16 protein-coding genes and 1 tRNA gene are annotated in these 17,333 nt (G+C 67.7%); 12 read left to right on the top strand and 5 right to left on the bottom strand.

Annotated features, from left to right (window positions below):
* On the bottom strand, positions 1–249 hold a 249-nt coding region (locus tag ACFC4D_RS05010), incomplete at its 3' end, for a haloacid dehalogenase-like hydrolase (protein ID WP_376061900.1).
* A gap of 380 nt (positions 250–629) precedes the next feature.
* Between ACFC4D_RS05010 and ssd the strand changes: the two genes are divergently transcribed.
* From ssd to ACFC4D_RS05045, 7 genes are all read left to right on the top strand, one after another.
* On the top strand, positions 630–1,985 hold the full coding sequence (gene ssd, locus ACFC4D_RS05015; RefSeq protein WP_376061901.1) for a septum site-determining protein Ssd: 1,356 nt from the start codon (positions 630–632) through the stop codon (positions 1,983–1,985).
* Positions 1,982–3,166, top strand: a complete 1,185-nt coding sequence (locus ACFC4D_RS05020; RefSeq protein WP_376061902.1) for a TadA family conjugal transfer-associated ATPase — start codon at positions 1,982–1,984, stop codon at positions 3,164–3,166. The genes ssd and ACFC4D_RS05020 overlap by 4 nt, the downstream gene beginning before the upstream one ends.
* Positions 3,167–3,781: 615 nt before the next feature.
* Entirely contained in the window at positions 3,782–4,369 is a 588-nt protein-coding gene (locus ACFC4D_RS05025; protein WP_376061903.1) for a type II secretion system F family protein, read from the top strand.
* 85 nt (positions 4,370–4,454) lie between these two features.
* Positions 4,455–5,060 carry a type II secretion system F family protein gene (locus tag ACFC4D_RS05030; RefSeq protein WP_376061904.1) on the top strand — a complete coding sequence of 202 codons (606 nt, stop codon included), beginning with the start codon at positions 4,455–4,457 and terminating at the stop codon, positions 5,058–5,060.
* A 69-nt stretch (positions 5,061–5,129) separates the two neighbouring features.
* Positions 5,130–5,333, top strand: coding sequence for a DUF4244 domain-containing protein (locus ACFC4D_RS05035; protein ID WP_364637998.1), 204 nt, complete (start codon positions 5,130–5,132; stop codon positions 5,331–5,333).
* A gap of 59 nt (positions 5,334–5,392) precedes the next feature.
* A complete protein-coding gene (locus ACFC4D_RS05040; protein ID WP_376061905.1) occupies positions 5,393–5,707 on the top strand; it encodes a TadE family type IV pilus minor pilin in 315 nt (104 codons plus the stop codon).
* A gap of 80 nt (positions 5,708–5,787) precedes the next feature.
* Positions 5,788–6,198: an Rv3654c family TadE-like protein gene (locus ACFC4D_RS05045; protein WP_376061906.1), complete on the top strand. Its 411-nt coding sequence runs from the start codon at positions 5,788–5,790 to the stop codon at positions 6,196–6,198.
* A gap of 354 nt (positions 6,199–6,552) precedes the next feature.
* Here the strand turns inward: ACFC4D_RS05045 and ACFC4D_RS05050 are convergent, their stop codons facing one another.
* Positions 6,553–8,886, bottom strand: coding sequence for a DEAD/DEAH box helicase (locus ACFC4D_RS05050; RefSeq protein WP_376061907.1), 2,334 nt, complete (start codon positions 8,884–8,886; stop codon positions 6,553–6,555).
* A 499-nt stretch (positions 8,887–9,385) separates the two neighbouring features.
* Between ACFC4D_RS05050 and ACFC4D_RS05055 the strand changes: the two genes are divergently transcribed.
* The 5 genes from ACFC4D_RS05055 to ACFC4D_RS05075 all read left to right on the top strand — a co-directional run bounded on the left by ACFC4D_RS05055 (position 9,386) and on the right by ACFC4D_RS05075 (position 14,800).
* The gene (locus ACFC4D_RS05055; RefSeq protein ID WP_011206895.1) at positions 9,386–9,592 is read left to right on the top strand and encodes a cold-shock protein; all 207 of its coding nucleotides are present in this window, start codon (positions 9,386–9,388) and stop codon (positions 9,590–9,592) included.
* Between the two features lie 252 nt (positions 9,593–9,844).
* Positions 9,845–12,790, top strand: a complete 2,946-nt coding sequence (gene topA, locus ACFC4D_RS05060) for a type I DNA topoisomerase (protein ID WP_376061908.1) — start codon at positions 9,845–9,847, stop codon at positions 12,788–12,790.
* A gap of 116 nt (positions 12,791–12,906) precedes the next feature.
* The gene (locus ACFC4D_RS05065) at positions 12,907–13,413 is read left to right on the top strand and encodes a DinB family protein (RefSeq protein WP_375962268.1); all 507 of its coding nucleotides are present in this window, start codon (positions 12,907–12,909) and stop codon (positions 13,411–13,413) included.
* A gap of 31 nt (positions 13,414–13,444) precedes the next feature.
* Complete coding sequence (locus tag ACFC4D_RS05070; protein WP_376061909.1) at positions 13,445–14,662, top strand: DNA polymerase III subunit delta'; 1,218 nt, start codon at positions 13,445–13,447, stop codon at positions 14,660–14,662.
* Between the two features lie 62 nt (positions 14,663–14,724).
* Positions 14,725–14,800, top strand: a tRNA-Thr gene (locus ACFC4D_RS05075).
* Positions 14,801–14,848: 48 nt separating this feature from the next.
* On the opposite strand, the gene ACFC4D_RS05080 is transcribed toward ACFC4D_RS05075, so the two are convergent.
* From ACFC4D_RS05080 to ACFC4D_RS05090, 3 genes are all read right to left on the bottom strand, one after another.
* A complete protein-coding gene (locus ACFC4D_RS05080) occupies positions 14,849–15,100 on the bottom strand; it encodes a hypothetical protein (protein ID WP_376061910.1) in 252 nt (83 codons plus the stop codon).
* Positions 15,101–15,386: 286 nt separating this feature from the next.
* A complete protein-coding gene (locus tag ACFC4D_RS05085) occupies positions 15,387–16,451 on the bottom strand; it encodes a diacylglycerol kinase (RefSeq protein ID WP_376061911.1) in 1,065 nt (354 codons plus the stop codon).
* Between the two features lie 13 nt (positions 16,452–16,464).
* Positions 16,465–17,253: an SDR family oxidoreductase gene (locus tag ACFC4D_RS05090; protein ID WP_376061912.1), complete on the bottom strand. Its 789-nt coding sequence runs from the start codon at positions 17,251–17,253 to the stop codon at positions 16,465–16,467.
* Positions 17,254–17,333 lie beyond the last annotated feature (80 nt).

Genomic DNA, 17,333 nt, shown 5'->3' on the forward strand with positions numbered 1-17,333 from the left:
GGAGCGCACCTGATCCACATCCCAGCCCGCGACCATGCGGGTCAGATGTTCGCGCATGCGCTCCATCTGATCGTGGTCCGCGCCCGACAGCAGGAACAGGAAATGCGCATAGCTGCTCTCCAGGACGGCACGGCGACTGAGCAGGCCCTGGTCCAGGAACGGCTTGCTGAAGACGAAGGCGCTCGACCTCGCGATCACCGTCTTGTCGAGATCGAAGAATGCGGCCACTCGTCCACGTTCGGCTGTCACGGCGTCCAGGATATGTTTCGCGAGTGACGGCTGCGTGTCGCGGTGTGCTCGATGCCGGATATTTCCCTGTTTGCCCGGGTTAGCCAGCGGGAAGCGGAGCCGGGTCCGCGGGAAAAAGACTCGCCCGGCGGACTTGCAAACCCGGCGGGGCTTGGGTGTAGTATCGCAGATACCTGGACTTGTTCCAGGCGCGTTCAGCCCGACCCCCCGGGGCTGAACCCGACGACCCCAGCCTCCTCCCCCCCCGGCTGGGGTCGTCCTCTATCTACGGACTGTTATGTCCCACTTGGTTACCCGGGTTTTATCCACAGCCCGCGTGTTATCCACAATCGCTATCTTCCCTCTTTCGGCGCGCTTCGCGCTGGGCGACGCTGACCTGCATGGACTCTCATATCGATGACTCGCCACGAGCCCTCGCCCTGCTGTCCGACCCGCGCCTGCGCGAAGAGGTCCGCCGCATAGCGGCCGCCGCCGACCGCCCCCTCGACGAACGCACCGCACCGGTCGCCCGCCACCCCTGGGCCGCCGCGCCCGTCATAGTCCTGGACACCCCCGCCGCCCGTTGCTGCATATCCGCCGGATCCACCCGCCGCCCCGGAATCCTCCTGGTGACCGACGGTGAACCGGGTTTGCTCGACTGGCAGACAGCCACCGAACTCGGCGCCGAAAACGTCCTCCCGCTCCCCACCGCCGCACCCATCCTCATCACCGCCTTCACCACCGGCAACCAGCCCGGCTCCGCCGACGGAGCGATAGTCGCCGTGGCCGGAGCCGCCGGCGGCTCCGGCGCCTCAACCCTCGCCGCCGCCATCGCCCTGGCCGCCGCCGCCCGCACCCGCCACACCGGCCACCCCAGAGTCGGCACCACCCATCCGCACCGGACCTCCGCACCGCCCCTCGCTCCTGGTCGCGATGAGCCGGTCACACTCGCGGGAGCGACCAGCCCGCTGGGCAGCAGCTCCGGGTCGCGCGGTGGTTCGAGTGCCACGCGCGGTGCGGGACAGGGTGTTTCGGCTTCGATGCGCAGTGGTTCGGTGTGGGGGCGTGGAGAGTTCGTGGCCGGTCGAGAACCTGCGCATACCCTGCTGGTGGATGCCGCTCCTTTCGGTGGCGGGATCGATCTGTTGCTCGGACTGGAGGGGGTGCCGGGTCTGCGCTGGCCGGATCTGGTGATCGAGGACGGGCGGGTGTCCGCGTCCGCTTTGCATGACGCGCTTCCGAGTGTCGGTGGCGCGGCGGTGCTGTCCTGTGGAAGAGGGCTCTCCACAACGGAACTCGCGCCCTCGGCGGTGCGGGCGGTGCTGGACGCGGGCCGGGGCGCGGGGGATCTGGTGGTCTGCGATGTATCCGCCGAACGCGGTCCGCATGCCGAGGAAGTGCTCGATGCGGCGGATCTGGTGGTGCTCGTGGTGCCCGCGCGGTTACGCGCCATCGCCGCGGCCGAATCGGCGGCCGCCTATCTGGCGCGGCGAAATCCGCACGTGCGCTTGCTGGTTCGCGGGCCGTCGCCGGGAGGGCTGCGCGGGCGCGAGATTTCCGAAACCCTGGGCCTGCCGCTGCTCGCCGCGTTACCACCCCAGCCGGGTCTGGCCGAACGTCTCGAGCGCGGCGGTCTCACCATCAAACGGCGTGGCCCACTGCGAACGGCGGCCGATCTGGTGCTCACCGAGCTGGGCCACCGTAGTGCTGTGCGGGCCAGTCGAATTGGATCGGCACTGGCGGGAGCTCGGCGATGAGCGCCCTGGTCACGCCCGAACTGCTGGATCGGGTGCGCGAGCGCCTGGCCGATGGCGCGGGCGATCCGGATCCGGCACGGGTGGCGGCCGCCATTCGGGCCGAGGCCGGTGGGGTGCTCGGCGATACCGATCTACTGCGGGCATTGCGGCTGTTGCAGACCGAGATGACGGGCGTGGGTGTGCTGGAACCGCTGCTGCATGACCCCGATGTCACCGATGTGCTGGTCACCGCCCCGAATGCGGTCTGGGTGGATCGCGGTCGCGGCCTGTGCCGAGCGCCGGTGCGCTTCGAAGACGAGGCGTCCGTGCGCAGGCTGGCCCAACGCTTGGCACTGTCCGCCGGCCGCCGGCTCGACGACGCGCAACCGTGGGTGGACGGCCGACTCTCGGGAACCGAAGCAGCCCTGGGCAATTCGTTCGGCGTTCGCCTGCACGCGGTCCTGTCGCCCATAGCGCACGGTGGCACCTGCCTGTCCCTGCGCGTACTGCGCCCCGCCTCGCAGGGCCTTGACGCCCTCGCCGCTTCCGGTGCGATCCACCCTGACGCGAAAGTGCTGCTGGAGAAGATAATCCGAGCCCGCCTCGCCTTCCTCGTTGTCGGCGGGACCGGAAGCGGAAAGACCACTTTGCTGTCCGGTTTGCTTGCCAAGGTCGACCCGTCCGAACGCATCATCTGCGTCGAGGACGCGGCCGAACTCGCCCCACCCCACCCGCACGTGGTCCGCCTGGTGGCTCGCCCCGCCAATGTCGAAGGCGCGGGCGAGGTGACGGTCCGCGACCTGGTCCGTCAGGCCCTGCGCATGCGCCCCGACCGCATAGTGGTCGGCGAAGTCCGCGGCGCGGAAGTCGTAGACCTCCTCACCGCCCTCAACACCGGCCACGACGGCGGCGCAGGCACCGTCCACGCCAACTCCCCGCGCGAAGTCCCCGCCCGCCTGGAAGCCCTCGCCGCCCTGGGCGGCATGTCCCGCGCCACCCTGCACAGCCAACTGGCCGCCGCCATCCAAATAATCCTGCACGTCCACCGCCACCCCGACGGCACCCGCACCCTCCGCGAAATCGGCCTGGTCACCCCCACCCCCACCCGAATCGACATAACCCCCGCCTGGTCCGCCGACCCCCGCCCAACGCCCGCCGCCGCAACCCTGAACGCCCTACTGAACGACAGAACCGCGCTATAGCCCGGGCGTCCCGCCCCTGCTCGAGCCGCTGACGAACCGGGAACGCTACCCGGCCCCTCCGGAAGGCCCTCTCTTCCGGCCTCCGCGTCCACACAGCCCATGACCGTGGTGCGAACCCATCCAAAAGCTCTCTACTCCAAGCCTATTCAGCTCCGCAGCGAAAGGACGAGCTATGACCGCCGCATCGAACGGCCCGGATCGGCACCCTTCCGTTCCGCCACAATCGCAACCCGACTGCTGCACCGACGAGCACTGTCCCATGCGAGATCAACGCTGCGGCAAGCTCTTTCACTGGCGCCACAGCCAGCCGCCCGGCCTACGCTCCGGCTGGCGGAGCCGCTGTGTCAATCACCGCACAGCCGCCCCGCCCACCGACGGCGGTGAGGATCGATGACTTCGGTTGTGGGGTATCCGGCTTCGATTCTCGGTTGTGTTGCGTTGGCGCTGGTGGTGGCTCCCGAGTCGGCGGGGCGGCGGCGGTTCGCGCGAATCTTTCGGCGCACCGGTCGGTTTCGCTTGTCTCGGCGTCTGACGGCTGGTCGGCTCGGTGTGGTCGCGGTGCTTCCGGTTGTGTTTTTCGTCGGGGTGGGGCCGTTGGTTGCCGGGATCTTGGTCGTGGGGACGCTGGTGTTGCGCTGGCGGCGGGCGCGGGCGGATCGGGAGCGGGCGGCGGAGAGTGCGCAGCTGCTGGAGGGGTTGGAGGCGGTGATCGGGGAGTTGCGGATCGGGGCACATCCGAGCGCGGCGGCGGAGGTCGCGGCGGTCGAGACCGTCGGTCCGACAGCGCGCGTCTTCGCGGTCAGCGCCGCGCGGAGTCGGCTCGGTGGCTCCGGTGCGGACGCGTTCCGCCGCACCGAGACCGCCGTGCCGGAGGAGCTGTCCAGGATCGCGGATGCGTGGCAGGTCGCGGATCGGCATGGGTTGGCGTTGGCGGAACTGCTGGCCGCCACCCGGCTGGACCTACTGGGCCGCAAGCGTTTCCGTGATCGGACCAGGGCCGCACTGGCCGGTGCGCGCGCCACCGCCGCGGTGCTGGCGCTGTTACCGCTGCTCGGGATCGCGCTGGGTCAGCTCATGGGAGCCGCACCGTTGCGCGTGCTGTTCGCCTCGGCGGCGGGTGCCTATCTACTACCGCTCGGGGCCGCTCTCACCTGCGCCGGTCTGCTCTGGACGGACGCCATTACCGGAAGGGTACTGCGGTGACCACCTCACTCGAAGTTGGGCGGCTGCCTCGATCAACCGGCCCAGTGCGGTCGGGTGTGTGGCTGTCTCGTGCGCGGGAGGCGTTGTGGTGAACGCGCTTTCGCTGGCGGGGGTGTGCGCCGCGCTGGCTTTGCTCGTGGAGCCGGGCCGTATCGCCGCACGACGGCGGTTGGCGCGGTTGGGTTCCGGTACCGCGCGGGGTGAGTCGGAGGTGCGGCCGATGCGGCGCGCGGCCGATCCACTGGGGTCTTCGGGGACCTTCGATCTCTTCGCGGCCTGTCTGCGCGCCGGGCTGCCTGCGGCGGCTGCCGCCGGGGCCGTCGCGCCGGGAGCCGGCGAGCCCCTGGGTTCGGTATTGCGGCGCGCGGCGGAATTGCTTGCGCTGGGGGCGGATCCGGTGGCGGCGTGGGAGCAGGCGGCCGCCGGGTGCGCGGATGAGGGCGTGGCGGCGCTGGCCCGGATGGCGCGGCGGTCGGCGCGCTCGGGGGCCGGATTGGCCACGGCGGTGGGTGAATTGGCGGAGCAGCGGCGCGGCGCGGTCGAGGACGCGGCGGCGGCGCGGGCCGAGCGGGCCGGGGTGTTGATCGGGGGACCGCTCGGCCTGTGCTTCCTGCCCGCCTTCGTCTGCCTGGGCATCGTGCCCGTGGTGATCGGACTGGCGAGTTACGTACTGGGCGGGGGTCTGCTGTGAACGGAAACGACTGTGCCGAAGCGGAATCGCCGCATCGGAGCGAGGAGAGGAGAGATCGTGCGCACATCCATTCGGGGCCCGGAGTGGGACCTGCGAAACCGGTTGCTGCTGGTCGCGGTTCGCGAGGACGGCATGAGCACCGCCGAATACGCCATCGGCACCATCGCGGCGGCGGCGTTCGGCGCCGTCCTGTACGGGGTGGTGACGGGGGACAGCATCGTCAGCGCGCTGACCGGGATCATCGACAGGGCGTTGAAGACCTCCGTCAACTGATCCAGGCGCGGCAGCCGCCGCCACGTCGCCTCCCCGATCGTGTCGGTGACGAGCTGGGCATGGCGACCGTCGAGGCCGCCATCGCCCTGGCTGCGCTGGTCACCGTCCTGGTGCTGTGTATCGGCGCGCTGCTGGCCGTTTCCGCGCAGGTGCGGTGTGTGGACGCCGCCAGGGAGACGGCGCGCCTGACCGCCCGAGGAGAGGCCGCCAAGGCTCTCCCCGCCGGGCAGCGGGTCGCGCCACCCCATGCCTCGATCACCGTCCGCTCCGAGGGCGACCTGGTGGTGGCGGTGGTGACCGTCCGCGCACCCTTGCTACCGCTCACCCTGCGCGCGGAGGCGGTGGCGGTCCGGGAGCCGGGGGAGTCACCGTGATCCGCCGGAACCGATGCCGCGAGCCCGGGAGATCCCCGGTGATCCGCCGGAACCGATGCCCTGAACCCGGGAGATCTGCGGTGATCCGGCGAGGCGCGCGCGGTCGGATCCGTGAAATCGCCGCATTTCGGCCGGATCGGCGAGGCGAATCAGGGGGAGTGACGGTGCTCGCAGGTGTGGCGTTGGTCGCTCTATTGAGCCTCACGGTGCTGCTGGCGCAGGTGGGTGTCGCGGTGGTGGGCAGGCATCGCGCGCAGTCCGCGGCCGATCTGGCGGCGCTGGCGGCGGCCGCCGGATTGGCGGCCGGTGCCGAATCGGGATGTGCGCGCGCACGGGAGATCGGTATGCGAATGGGTATGCGTGTGATCGATTGCGCGGTGCGCGAGTGGGATGTGACCGTCACCGTCGAGTCGCGAATGGCGCTGGGTCCACTCGGCACTCGATCGATCAGTGCGAAGGCAAGGGCGGGACCGATGGGACATAGCGACTAATGGCGACTATCTCGTACCGAGCGGTTGGTTAGAGAATGGATGGCGCGCACCACACCGCGTGTCGATCAATGTCGATATTGGATGAAAGTGGTAAGCGAATTGTTTGGATCTCGATCGCTTTCCTATTCGTTCCAGAAGTCGGAATCGAATGAATGCACTGGTAAATGCGTGATCGACAATATCGAACGGAGCAATCCTCCAGTTAACAGGATCACATCCCTTTTTATTCGGCTATCGGCCACGTGTCGCGAGACCGGCCCCGGACCGCCCGTGCGCCCGTCGGACACCTCCCAGTTGCCGGATTCCGGCCGGTCGGCGCGATGGCGGTCCGGCCTCGCTCCGGCTTCGAGCTGATCACGAAACGGTGTGAGCGCCGTCACCTTCGCCGAGCTCGCCCAATACCGCCGCCAGCAGCCGCGCCGCCCCCGCCTTATCCAGCGGATTATTGCCATTTCCGCACTTCGGAGACTGTACGCAGGACGGGCACCCGCTCGCGCAGCCGCAGGATTCGATGGCCGAGAGGGTCGCCCCGAGCCACTGCCGCAGTCGCGCGAACCCGCGCTCGGCGAAGCCCGCACCGCCCGGATGCCCGTCGTAGACGAAGACGGTGGGCAGTCCGGTATCGGCGTGTTCGGCGGTCGATACCCCGCCGATATCCCATCGATCGCAGGTCGCGACCAGCGGCAACATGCCGATGGCGGCGTGTTCGGCGGCGTGCAGCGCTCCAGGCGCCCGTTTCGCATCGATTCCGGCGCGTGCCAGCAGGTCCGGGGTGACGGTGTAGAACACCGCCCGGGTGGGCAGCAGCTGCGCGGGCAGGTCCAGCGGCACCATGTCCAGCACCTCGCCACTGGGGAGTTTGCGCAGGTAGCCGATGACCTGACGGGTCACCAGCACCCGTCCCAGCGCGATGGTCACCTCCCCGTGCACGTGTTCATGCAGTACTTCCTCGACCTCGATCGAGGTCACCGCCCGCGCACTGGTGGACCACCCCGGAGTCTCGGCGCGCACGAGCGCGACGCCCTCCTCCAAATCCAGCTCGTCCACCACGAAACTCTCGCCTTGATGCAGGTGAACGGCCCCTTCGTGCAGGGTCGCCGGCGCCCGCCCGGCATCGGTGGTGCCCAGCATGCGCCCGCTTTCGACATCCACCACCGCGATCGCCGTGCCGATGCCCCCGCGCACGTCGACGGCATCGTGCGGATGCGAGTCCACGGTGCTGAACCAGCGCGCCGACCCGTCCTTACCGGCCCCCGCCCGCCGCCGGATCAAACCCTGTTTCGCCAGGTCGGAGAGCAGTTCCCAGGCTCGATAGTCCAGGACTTCGGCATCGGTGAGCGGTTGTTCCATGGCCGCGCAGAGCAGATGCGGGCCCAATACATAGGGATTGTGCGGATCGGTGATGGTGGCCTCCACCGGCCGCCCGAGCAGCGCCTCCGGGTGATGCACCAAATACGTGTCCAGCGGGTCGTCCCGTGCGATGAGCAGCACCAATGACCCCTGCGTGCGCCGCCCCGCCCGCCCGGCCTGCTGCCAGAACGAGGCCACCGTGCCCGGATACCCCGCCACCACGACCGCGTCCAGTCCGGCGATGTCCACGCCCAGTTCCAGGGCATTCGTGGTGGCAGCGCCCAGCAGCGAGCCCTCGGACAGTGCGGTTTCCAGTGCCCGCCGGTCCTCGGCCAGATATCCGGCCCGATAGGCGGCGATCCGGCTCGGCAGCGCGGGGTCGACGTCGGCGAGCAGCCTTCTCGTATCCATTGCGATGGCCTCGGCCCCGACCCGGGACCGTACGAAGGTGAGCGTGCGCGCCCCCTCGGTCACCAGATCCGCCATCACCTTGGCCGCCTCGGCACCGGCCGAACGCCGCACGGCCGCACCATTTTCCCCGGTCACGCCCGCCCCGAGCAGCGGCGGCTCCCAGAGCGCCACGGTCCGCGCCCCTTGCGGTGACCCGTCCTCGGTGACTGCGACGCAGGGCGCTCCGATGAGCCGCGAGGCCGCCTCGGCCGGTTCGGCGGTGGTCGCCGAGCAGAGCACGAAAACCGGATCCGCTCCGTATCGCTGCGCGAGCCGCCGCAATCGGCGCAGTACCAGCGCCACATGCGATCCGAAAACCCCGCGATAGGTATGGCATTCGTCGACCACCACGTACTTCAACTGCCGCAGCAGCCGCGCCCACCGCTGATGCGATCGCAGCATGCCGACGTGCAGCATGTCCGGATTGGTGAAGACCCAGCGCGCGTTGGCCCGCACCCACTGCCGGATCTCGACCGGTGTATCCCCGTCATAAGGAGCGGGGTGGATTCCTCGAAGCGGGTCCTGACCGGTGAGTTCATTGACCATGCGCAGCTGATCGGCCCCGAGTGCCTTGGTCGGCGACAGATATAAGGCCGTGGCCCGCGGATCCTGCTGCAGGGCGGTGAGCACCGGCAATTGATATGCCATCGACTTACCGGACGCCGTCCCGGTGGAAACCACCACGTGCCGTCCCTGAGCGGCCAGGTCGGCGGCCCGCACCTGATGTGTCCAGGGCTGTTCCACCCCGGTCGCGCACATCGCGGCAACCACGTCGGGAGAGGTCCATTCGGGCCATTCCGTTACCTGAGCCGCACGTGGCGGTAGCTCCGCGACATGGGTGAGACGCGGGTCACCACCCACCGCCCCGGTAAGGACACGATTCAGCAACGATCGACCATAGCTGGGGGAGTTGTCACCGTCCGCGCGGTCCGCGGCGTCCGCGATATTCACGATCGCGGGGTCCTGCGGGGCGAGTGCGGTGCGAAACGTGTGTATGTCTGGTCCTCTACCTGCCATTTCACTACAGAGTAGCGGCCTGTCTCACAGGGGGTTTGCCGGATGCTCGCTCTGTTATCCGGAAGCAAACCTACTTCGAGTACGGATTTGGGCATTACGCCCCTCACCTGCGCATTCGCAAGATCAACTTTTTTGCAAATTGTGGGTAACTCAGCTGTTGAATTGCTCGCGGACATGGTTCACTGGTTCCTGGTCGCAAGCTTCTGTGTTCGAGGGAACGGATCCAAAGTCCAAACCATCAAGCAGGATCGATGTTGCGAACGGTGTACTGATGGCTTTCCTGCAGGGGGAACAGAGTACAGCGGTCTCAACGGACCCGGTGGACGAACCTACTTGTCTACCGTTCCGGTATGGAAAGAGAAGGAACAGAATGGCACAGGGAACTGTGAAGTGGTTCAACGCGGAGAAGGGGTTCGGCTTCATCGCGCCCGAGGACGGCTCCGCTGACGTCTTCGTCCACTACTCCGAGATCCAGGGTTCGGGCTTCCGCACCCTCGAGGAGAACCAGAAGGTCGAGTTCGAGGTCGGTCAGGGCACCAAGGGCCCGCAGGCCACCGGTGTTCGCGCGCTCAGCTGAGCGGGCCAACCCCCAGGTACCCGTCCCCCATCGCCACATGGCGGTGGGGGACGACCCATATCTGCACCCATTACACTCGATCACAACCCGGGGCCATATCGTCGCTGCGACCGAGGCTAAGCCTCTGAACACGGTATAAACGTTGCTGGCAGCGATATAACGAGTCGCAGCCGCTTGCCCCACCCGCGTATCGGCGCGGCCGTGCCGCTGAAATATGAGCGGCGCGGATCGACAGGAAAGGTGTGTTCGCCGGTGGCAACACGAGACCGCGGTGCAGCGCCGAACTCCAAGGCAGCGCCCGACCAGGGCCGCCCCCTGCGTCGTCTCGTGATTGTCGAGTCACCGACGAAGGCCCGAAAAATCGCCCCCTACCTGGGCCGCGGCTATGTGGTCGAGGCATCGGTGGGTCATATTCGGGATCTGCCCAGAGGCGCCGCCGATGTACCCGCCAAATACAAGGGACAGCAGTGGGCCAGACTCGGCGTCGACGTCGACAATGACTTCGAGGCCATCTATGTGGTGAGCCCCGATAAGAAGGCCAAGGTCGCCGAGCTCAAGAGCCTGTTGGCCGATGCCGACGAACTTTATCTCGCCACCGACCCCGACCGCGAGGGCGAAGCCATCGCGTGGCATCTGCTGGAGACGCTGAAGCCCAAGGTCCCGGTCCGGCGCATGGTGTTCCACGAGATCACCGAGCCCGCCATCCTCGCGGCGGCCGCCGACACGCGCGAGCTCGACAAGGATTTGGTCGACGCGCAGGAGACCCGGCGCATCCTCGACCGGCTCTACGGTTATGAAGTCTCGCCGGTGCTGTGGAAGAAGGTCATGCCGCGTTTGTCGGCGGGCCGCGTGCAGTCGGTGGCGACGCGCGTCATCGTGCAGCGCGAGCGGGAGCGCATGGCGTTCCGGTCCGCCGAGTACTGGGATATCGCGGCCAAGCTGGACGCGGGCGATCAGGGCGAGGGCAATCCGCGGGTCTTCGGTTCGCGGTTGGTGAGTGTCGACGGCGCTCGCGTGGCGGCCGGTCGTGATTTCGGATCCGACGGGCAGTTGAAGTCCTCGGGCGTCACCGTGCTGGACGCCGATTACGCGCAGCGGCTCGCGGAATCGCTCACCGGGGTCGATCTCAATGTCACCTCGGTCGAGTCCAAGCCGTACACGCGTAAGCCGTACGCGCCGTTCATGACCTCGACGTTGCAGCAGGAGGCGGCGCGCAAGCTGCGTTTCACCTCCGAGCGCACCATGCGGGTCGCGCAGCGGCTGTATGAAAACGGCTACATCACCTATATGCGTACCGACTCGACCACGTTGTCGGACACCGCGATTCAGGCCGCGCGGGCGCAGGCGACGCAGTTGTACGGTGCGGAGTATGTGAGCCCGACGCCGCGGCAGTACACCCGCAAGGTGAAGAACGCGCAGGAGGCACACGAGGCGATCCGCCCGTCGGGTGATGTGTTCGTCACCCCGGGGCAGATTCATTCGCGGGTCGACAATGACGAGTTCCGGCTGTACGAGCTGATCTGGCAGCGCACCGTGGCCTCGCAGATGCAGGACGCGCGTGGCACCACCATGACGGTGCGCATCACCGGTATCGCGAATACCGGTGAGGAGTGCGTGTTCTCGTCGTCCGGCCGGACCATCACGTTCGCGGGCTTCCTGAAGGCGTATGTGGAGAGTGTCGACGAGGACGCGGGCGGTCAGTCCGATGACGCCGAATCGCGACTGCCGGTGCTGACCGAGGGCCAGGGCGTGACGGCCGTCGAACTGCTGCCGGATGGGCACACCACCAATCCGCCCGCGCGGTTCAATGAAGCCTCGCTGATCAAGACGCTGGAAGACCTCGGTATCGGGCGTCCTTCCACCTACGCGTCGATCATCAAGACGATTCTCGATCGCGGGTACGTGTACAAGCGCGGTAATGCGCTGGTGCCGTCGTGGGTGGCGTTCGCGGTGGTCGGTCTGCTGGAGGCGCATTTCGGGCGGCTGGTGGATTTCGATTTCACCGCGGCCATGGAGGATGACCTCGACGCCATCGCCGGTGGGCGCGAGCAGCGCGGAAACTGGTTGTCCAGCTTCTACTTCGGCGGTGAGCACGGCGCCGAGGGTTCGGTGGCGCGCGAGGGCGGCCTGAAGAAGATGGTCGGCGAGCGGCTCGACGGTATCGATGCGCGCGAGGTCAATTCGATCAAGCTGTTCGTCGATGACGAGGGCCGCGATGTGGTCGTGCGGGTCGGCAAGTTCGGTCCGTATCTCGAGCGCATGATCGTCAATCCCGATGACCCGCAAGGGGATCCGATCTCGCAGCGGGCGAACCTGCCCGATGAGCTGCCGCCCGACGAGCTGACCGCCGAGGTCGCCGAGAAGCTGTTCTCGACGCCGCAGGAGGGTCGCTCACTCGGTGTGGATCCCGAGAGCGGGCACGAAATCGTCGCCAAGGAAGGACGTTTCGGTCCGTATGTGACCGAGGTGCTGCCCGCGCCGCCGGAAGAGGCCGAGCCCAAGAAGGGCGCGAAGAAGGCCGAAGCGCCGAAGCCGCGTACCGGATCGCTGTTCAAGTCAATGGATTTGGAGAGCATCACGCTCGATGACGCGTTGAAGCTGTTGTCGCTGCCGCGTGTTGTCGGTGCCGACCCGGCTACGGGTGATGAGATCACCGCGCAGAACGGGCGCTACGGGCCGTATCTGAAGAAGGGCACCGATTCGCGGTCGCTCACCGGTGAGGACCAGATCTTCACTGTCACTTTGGAAGACGCGCTCAAGATCTATGCCGAGCCCAAGCGGCGCGGTGGGCAGTCCGCGAGTGCGCCGCCGCTGCGTGAACTGGGTGTGGATCCGGTGTCGGAGAAGCCGATGGTGATCAAGGACGGCCGGTTCGGGCCGTACGTCACCGACGGTGAGACCAATGCGAGCCTGCGCAAGGGTGATGAGGTGGAGTCCATCACCGATGCGCGCGCCTCGGAACTGCTGGCGGATCGGCGGGCGCGCGGGCCGGTGAAGAAGACGGCCAAGAAGACCGCGGCGAAGAAGGCTCCGGCCAAGAAGGCGGCGGCGAAGAAGACCGCCGCGAAGAAGGCGGTCGCGTCCAAGACCACCGTGGTGAAGAAGGCGGCGGCGAAGAAGGCCGCGGCCAAGACCGCCGACGGGGTCACTACCAAAAAGGCTGCGGCGGCCAAGAAAGCTGCGGCGACCAAGTCCTGAAAATGATCCTCCGCCCCGGCTCTGAGCTGGGGCGGAGTCATTTTTTCCGGGGCTGTTTCCTGTCGGTGCGCTGCCGTAGCGTGTGGTTCGAACACGCACCGGCGGAAGGGCATTCGATGGCAGTCGATCACGAGCGCGAAGAGCTGATCACGGTATTGGCGAGTCAGCGCGAACTGTTCCGAATCACCCTTCGGGGTCTCGAGGACGATCAGGCGCGCGAGCGCAGTACGGTCAGTGAGCTGACGCTGGGCGGGCTGCTGCACCACATCATCAATACCGAGCGGCACTGGACGACGATCCTGGTCGAGCGCGATCCGGAATCCGAATTCGATGTCTCCGGAATGGATTCCGAGTACAAGCTGGGTCCGGACGAGACGGTCGAGGGCTTGCTCGCCGAATGGGATGTGGTGGCCGAGCAGACCGCGAAGCTGATCCGCGAACTACCGAATCTCGAGGATTCGATTCCCACCCCGACCGCGCCCTGGGCTCCGGAGCGGGTCTGGCTGACGGTCCGGTACATCCTGCTGCACATTCTGCGCGAGATCTCGCAGCATTCCGGGCACGCCGACATCATTCGCGAGGCGCTGGACGGTGCGAACACCACCTACCAGCGCGCGGTCTGAGCTGTCGGCGGTCGACAGTAGTCTGTACGGCGTGGCAGGAGTCTTCGATCGACTGGTGGGACAGGACGCGGTCGAGTCCGATCTGCGGACCGCCGCGGTGGCGGCTCGCGGCGGGGAGGTTGTTTCCGCCTCGGCCATGACGCATTCGTGGCTGTTCACCGGTCCGCCCGGTTCGGGTCGGTCGGTGGCGGCGCTGTGTTTCGCGGCTGCCCTGCAGTGCACCGATCCGAAATCTCCGGGTTGCGGGCGGTGTCATGCCTGCACCACCACCATGGCCGGAACGCACGGTGATGTGCGGCGCGTGGTGCCGGAGGGTTTGAGTATCGGCACCAAGGAGATGCGCGAGATCGTGCAGGTCGCCTCGCGGCGGCCGAGTACCGGTCGCTGGCAGGTCGTGGTGGTCGAGGATGCCGATCGTTTGACCGAGGCCGCCGGAAACGTGCTGCTCAAGGTGGTGGAAGAGCCGCCCGCGCGGACGGTCTTCCTGTTGTGCGCGCCGTCGGTGGATCCGGAGGACATCTCCATCACGCTGCGTTCGCGCTGCCGCCACGTGCATTTGGCGACGCCGTCCGTCGATTCCATCGCCGTGGTGCTGCGGGATCAGGATGGTCTCTCACCCGAGGCCGCCGCCTGGGCCGCCTCGGTGAGCGGCGGTCATGTCGGCCGGGCCCGGCGTTTGGCCACCGATGAGGAGGCGCGTGCCCGGCGCAAACGGGCTCTGGCCCTGGTCGCCGCCACCGCGCGGCCCGGTGTGGCCTATACCGCCGCCGATGAATTGGTGAAGTCCGCCGATGATGAGGCGAAGCAGGTCAGCGCGGCCCGCGATGAGAAGGAACGCGATGCCCTCGCGACCGCGATGGGCGCGGGCGGCACCGGTAAGGGTGCGGCCTCGGCGACCCGAGGTTCCGCGGGCGCGCTCAAGGACCTCGAGAAGCGCCAGAAGTCCCGTGCCACCCGCACCGGTCGTGACGCCCTCGATCGTGCGCTCATCGATGTCGCCGGTATGTACCGCGACGCGCTCGCCGTCCGCTTCGGTGCGGCGAACGCCACCGCGAAAACCGGTGTCACGCTGACACATCCCGATATGGCCGACCAGATCCGCGCCCTCGCCGCCGACGTCCGCCCCGAGGGCCTACTCCTGTCCATCCAAGCGGTCCTGGATTGCCGCGACGCCCTGGAAACCAACGTGAAGCCCCGCTTCGCCGTAGCCGCCATGGTCGCGGGCCTGATAGCCGCCCGCTCCGCGTGACCGTGACCACCGATTTTCGGATTCCGGCCATCAGACGATAGACTCGCACCGCCGGAAGGCACGCCGCCTTAGCTCAGTCGGTAGAGCGCTTCACTCGTAATGAAAAGGTCGGGGGTTCGATTCCCCCAGGCGGCTCCAAACAAGCAGGTGGAGAGCGTTTATCGCTCTCCACCTGTTTTTTGTTGGTCAGGGTAGGCAGGGTGGTTGGGTGGTGGGGGTGCAGCGGCGGCTGTCGTAGTGGGGGTTGCGGTTGGCGGCGGGGGCCGGGGCGTTGCGGTCTTCGGCGCGGCGGTTGTCGCCGGCGGTTGAGGTGTTGGAGCCGGTGGTGGTGGCTTGGGCGGGGGCCGCGAGGGTGGCGGGGGCGATTGCCAGGAGAGCGGTGAGGGTGCAGGCCGCGAACAGGGTGCGGGCAGCGGTCATCGACGGGTGTGTGGACATGCGGGATCTCCAGTGAGGTCGCCGCTGAAAGCGGCGGGGATCAATTTCGGATCGCCGCGTGGGGTGCGCGGTGTGGGAGCCCGTGCGCTGAGCGCGTCAGGTGAGACTTCGGTGGGCGGTGCCGGTGAGCGTCAAACCTCTACCGGTGAAACGGGATTGCGCCGCGGGGCGTTCATATCGGAGATGTTGCGGATCGGTCATGGCTTGGCGGCGGGGCACGGTGCGACCCGGTGACATGGCGAAGGCCCCCACTGCCGAGCACGGCGGTGGGGGCCTTCGATTCGGGTCAGGAGACCAGGCCGCGGCCGGTGGTCAGGGGGAGGTCCATGGCGGTGAGGAGGCCGGGGCGGGCGCTGACCAGGGCGGGGATGGCGCTGACCAGGCGGGCGGCGGTGCCGACGACGCCCGCTTCGGCGTGGTCGCCGTTGCTGTAGAGCTGCAGGTCCAGGAGGTAGTCGGGGTCGCCTTTGATTTCCACTCGGTAGCAGCCTTTTCCGGCCGGTTGGGGCCAGTCGGGTGCCAGGTCGGGGTGCAGGCGGGTGACGTGTTCGAGGGTGAGGATTTCGCGGCCCGCGCGGACGCCGTGGATTTGGAAGCGCAGGGCGGCGGCGGTGCCGGGGGCGATGACGCGTTTGCCGACGAGGAGTTCCTCGGTGGCCGGGAGGCGTTCGTAATGCTGTGTGACGGAATCCAATTCGACGTCGAGGGCGGAGGCGAGCTGGCGGATGACGCTGCCCCAGGCGAGGGTGAGGACGCGGGGTTGCAGCAGCAGGGGCAGGTCGTCGAGGGCGCTGCCGAAGCCCATGATGTCGAACAGGACTTTGGGGTTGTCGTAGGTGGAGTAGTCCATGATCTCCGAGCAGATGACGGCGTCGATGCGCTCGGAACCGCTGGAGAGCAGGAGCGGGAGCCAATCATTGGCCCAGCCCGGATCGATGCCGTTCACCCACAGCGAGGCATTGCCCTCGTTCGCGGCCGCGATGATCGGGTCGATGGCCTCGTCCGGCAGTGTGCCGTAAGGGAATTGGAGGAAGACGGGGCTGCTGGAGACCACGTTGATGCCCGCGCGCAGGAACATCTTCAGGTCCTCGACCGCTTCCATGAGCCGGTCGTCGGCCATGGCGGTGTGCACGATGCAGTCCGGTTTCAGGGCGATGAGGGCCTGCGCGTCGGTGGTCGCGGTGATGCCGGTTTCCAGATCCAGGCCCGCGAGTTCGCCCGCGTCCCGACCGGCTTTGGCGTCACTGGACACCCATACGCCGACCAGATCGAGTTCTGGGCGGGCGATGATATTGCGGAGCGTGCGGCGGCCGACATTACCGGTACTCCATTGCACGACACGGTATTTCATGGCTGACTCCGGTTCACAGGTCGGGGAGGCCGAGTTCGAGGTTGGGTGCTTCGATACCGCCGTCGACCTCGAGGATCTTGCCGGTGATGTAGCCGCCCGCCTGCGAGCTGAGGAAGACGATGGCGGCGGCGATCTCCCAGGGCTCGCCGAGGCGGCGCAGCGGGGTCGCGCCCTCCATCTTGGCTTTGATTTCCGGTTGCTGCGCAACGACTTCCAGTGCGGAGGTGAGGACCGAGCCGACGGCGATGGCGTTCACGCGTACGCGCGGGGACAGGTCCGAGGCGGCCATCCGGGTCCAGTGTGCGAGTGCGGCTTTGGCGGTGCCGTAGGCGAGGAAGCCGCGGCCGGGCGCGCGCCCCATCATCGAGGAGATGCTGACCACCGAACCGCCGTCGTTCTTCAGCATGTGCGGCAGTGCGGCCTGGGTGAGGGCGTGCGCGGTGGACACATTGAAGTGGAAGGCGTCCTCCAGGAATTGCGGGGAGGTGGTGGCGAAGGTGTTCGGCATGGTGCCGCCGACATTGTTGACGACGATATCGAGGCGGCCGAGTTCGGCGGCGGCGGTATCGGCGAAGGCGGTGACGGTGTCGAGATCGTTCAGATCGCAGGGGACGATCACCGCCTGTCGGCCCAGGGCGCGGATCTTGCCCGCGACCTCTTCGAGCTGCGCGGGGGTGCGGGCGGCGAGGGCGACATCGGCACCGGCCTCGGCCAGCGCGAGCGCGGTCGCGGCGCCGATTCCGCGGCCGGCGCCGGTGACGACGGCGACGCGGCCGTCCAGTCGGAAGGTGTCCAGGATCATCGGGTGCAGTCCTATCGAGTGATGGCAGTCACTCAGAGCTTTAAGAACAAGTGCTTAACTGTCAAGGATGAGTTCTTTAT

The organism is Nocardia sp. NPDC056000, assembly GCF_042269265.1.
Lineage (GTDB): Bacteria > Actinomycetota > Actinomycetes > Mycobacteriales > Mycobacteriaceae > Nocardia.

What these genes read in the sequence shown, in the direction of transcription:
- ssd (WP_376061901.1), top strand. Translation starts at nt 630, where the DNA reads ATGGACTCTCATATCGATGACTCGCCACGAGCCCTCGCCCTGCTGTCC.
- ACFC4D_RS05020 (WP_376061902.1), top strand. Translation starts at nt 1,982, where the DNA reads ATGAGCGCCCTGGTCACGCCCGAACTGCTGGATCGGGTGCGCGAGCGC.
- ACFC4D_RS05040 (WP_376061905.1), top strand. Translation starts at nt 5,393, where the DNA reads ATGGCGACCGTCGAGGCCGCCATCGCCCTGGCTGCGCTGGTCACCGTC.
- ACFC4D_RS05055 (WP_011206895.1), top strand. Translation starts at nt 9,386, where the DNA reads ATGGCACAGGGAACTGTGAAGTGGTTCAACGCGGAGAAGGGGTTCGGC.
- ACFC4D_RS05065 (WP_375962268.1), top strand. Translation starts at nt 12,907, where the DNA reads ATGGCAGTCGATCACGAGCGCGAAGAGCTGATCACGGTATTGGCGAGT.
- ACFC4D_RS05080 (WP_376061910.1), bottom strand. Translation starts at nt 15,100, where the DNA reads ATGTCCACACACCCGTCGATGACCGCTGCCCGCACCCTGTTCGCGGCC.
- ACFC4D_RS05085 (WP_376061911.1), bottom strand. Translation starts at nt 16,451, where the DNA reads ATGAAATACCGTGTCGTGCAATGGAGTACCGGTAATGTCGGCCGCCGC.
- ACFC4D_RS05090 (WP_376061912.1), bottom strand. Translation starts at nt 17,253, where the DNA reads ATGATCCTGGACACCTTCCGACTGGACGGCCGCGTCGCCGTCGTCACC.